3 protein-coding genes are annotated in these 2,843 nt (G+C 32.3%); all 3 read right to left on the bottom strand.

Annotated features, from left to right (window positions below):
• The coding region (locus QZZ11_RS04780; RefSeq protein ID WP_292474056.1) for a hypothetical protein at window positions 1–185 on the bottom strand (185 nt) is incomplete at its 3' end.
• Between the two features lie 8 nt (window positions 186–193).
• Window positions 194–1,897: a DNA topoisomerase VI subunit B gene (gene top6B / locus QZZ11_RS04775; RefSeq protein ID WP_292474054.1), complete on the bottom strand. Its 1,704-nt coding sequence runs from the start codon at window positions 1,895–1,897 to the stop codon at window positions 194–196.
• A 316-nt stretch (window positions 1,898–2,213) separates the two neighbouring features.
• On the bottom strand, window positions 2,214–2,834 hold the full coding sequence (locus QZZ11_RS04770) for a KH domain-containing protein (RefSeq protein WP_292474053.1): 621 nt from the start codon (window positions 2,832–2,834) through the stop codon (window positions 2,214–2,216).
• Window positions 2,835–2,843 lie beyond the last annotated feature (9 nt).

Here is a 2,843-nt window from a genome sequence, read left to right as displayed (position 1 = left end):
TGCTTCTTCAATAATGACTGGCACATATTCTTCAAATACTTTGGAACGTTTTTCTTTTTCTTTAGCAGCTCTTTTTGCTCTTCAATTTCTTCAATGATTTCTTGACCTAAACCTTTTAATTTGTTGAAAGTGTATTCTTTTCTTATTTCTTTATGTGATTTACCTTCTTGTTTTATTTCAGCCATATAATCACCTATTCTTCAAATTCTTCCTCATTTTCATCTTCTTCAAAGTTTAGATTGCTATGTTCTTCATCAACTGCATATCCTCTTTCATCAAGTTCTTCCATGATGATAGCATCGAGTTCTTCCTCTTCTACTTCATCTTCAACTTTTTCACCAAGTAACTCTGCAAGAGCTCTTTTAGTTACTTTAGCAAGGACTTCTTGGTATTCAGGAACACCAGTTTCACCAAGTTTCGCTGCTTCTTCAATAATGACTGGCACATATTCTTCAAATACTTTGGAACGTTTTTCTTTTTCTTTAGCAGCTCTTTTTGCTCTAAGGTGTTTTTGAAGTTGACGAGCTAATTTCATTGTTGCTTGTCTTATTTCTTGAACAATTTCAGGTTCTGGAGAAACACTTTGCTTACCTGTTGATAGGTATGGAACTTGTGTGGAAATAATATTAACAAATAAAGTTAATGGGGTATTTTCCATATCTTTAAGACCATAACGTTTCCAGTCAATACTTTTTAAAGCTTCAGTAATTGCACAGCTTCCGGCATCAAATGTTAAAGGAACTCTATTTGCAAATCTCATAATTTCGGATTTTCTCTGTTCGTTAACAATTCTTCCTGCATCTCCTCCGTATGCAATACCTGCTTCAATAATGAATGATACACCACCTGCATAGGTTACAGGTTTTCTTGTAATGGTTGATACGAATTCAGGTTTAAGAATCTGTTTCATACCTTTTTCAATCTGTTCAGATCCAATTGGTATAAGACCGTCGGTTGGCGGTGCCATAAATTTCATTTTCTTAAAGCATTGAACAATAGCTTCTGCTTCAGGGAAAGTCATGTCTTTAGGACGTTTATTCATGTCAATTCCAGTCATTTCGGTTATTTCAGCTGCTCTTTTATTTGACATTCTTGACATGGAAGCAGTTAACATACTTTTATATCTTCTTTTATCAGTATTTTTTGCCATTGTCATTAAATCGTCAGCACTTACACCTTTAGGGTGAGGTAATACTTCTTTTGGAAGTGTAGGAACAATATCTGCTGCTCTTTTAAATATATATTTATGTCCTGTCGGATCTCTGAATGTGATTTTTGCATGAGGATTTCCAATCATGGTTCTTCTGATATATTCGAAAGCACCTTGTTCTGCCATGGAGTAAGATACATCTTTAAATTGTAATTCTATACAGACTCCAGTAGATTCTCCAACATAATCCTCTCTTTCCATTAATATTCCAGTGTTGTGTTTAACATCCATCTGGAATTTCATTTTAACTCCTTTAATTTCATCCCCATCTTTATAGCATGAAATTACACGGGCAGGTTTACCTGTGGTCATTTGTGATAGTAATACACAACCACTACAACCTAAACCCTGTTGTCCTCTGGATTGTATGTTTCTAAATTTGGACCCTGCAAACATACTACAATATACTTGCATTACATAATCTTCAGGAATACCTGGTCCGTTATCCTTGTGTCTTAAAATGTAGTGTTCTTTATCTACACGTTTTAATTCAATGTCAATATCAGGTAATATTCCAGCTTCTTCGGCTGCATCAAAACTGTTTGTAATCAATTCGTGAAATACAATAGTCAATGAACGAATTTTACCAGTAAAACCTAACATCTGTTTATTTTTACGAAAGAACTCTGATGGTGTTAATTGTTGAAAATCGTTTTGCCAATCAAGTCCCGGTTCAGTCGGTGCCAAAATTGTATCCTCCTTTAATTTTTTTATAATTTTTATAATTAAAATTATTAAATTTATATGTATATAAATAACATCCGAGAGCATTTGACAAGTAATATTTTTACAGTACCATAGCTAACTTGTTAAAAATTATACAATAAAATAATAATAAAAATTGTTAAAAATATAGTTTTTAAACTACGCTACCTATATATGTTGGTTGAAGTATATAATAGTTTTGTATTAATAATCATAATTTTTTATATTCATTAGATTATTTTGATGGGGGAGTAATTATTTTCTAAAAAAATAGTAAGACAGTAACATATATGAAATGTTACTGTAATGTTTCTTCATCAAATTCAATTCCGTCTTTGAACTCAATTTCATCATCGTGAATGCCGACAAGATCTTTAAATTCTCTTAGCTTAAGTGTTTCTTTTTTATTTTCTAAAAAGCTATAAACAGATTTATGCCTAGAACCATTTAAAATCATTTCAATAGCTTCTTTAGCAACTAAAATATTCTCCATTTCACCAATTAAAGAAACTGTTTTTCCATAAACAGCCATATCAACATCAGCTAACTCCGTAATAAGTTCACGGGTTTTGCCGTTAGTGCCGATAATTCTACCTTTATACCGGGCTAACGCTTTTTTAGATTTACCAATATATAATGGTAATTTCATAACTTCAAGATAAATGTCATCATGAATTAATTTCATAGCAACATCGGGATTAAAACCACGAGCTATGGCTTTTACAATGTGATTAGCATTCCAAACACCTAATGGATCTTCCATATCTTCACGAGGAGTGATATATACAGTTCCCTCATCACTATCAATATCGAGTACAGTTCCAGTTAATTTTTCAACGGATTTTTTTACCTCTCCATTTTTACCAATTACAGCACCAACTCTATTTTGAGGTATTTTTAAATAATCTGTTTCTGGCATGTTATCACC

Source organism: Methanosphaera sp. (assembly GCF_016282985.1).
Lineage (GTDB): Archaea > Methanobacteriota > Methanobacteria > Methanobacteriales > Methanobacteriaceae > Methanosphaera.
The sequence above is the reverse complement of the archived record's forward strand: the minus strand, read 5'-3'. Positions and strand labels throughout refer to the sequence as shown.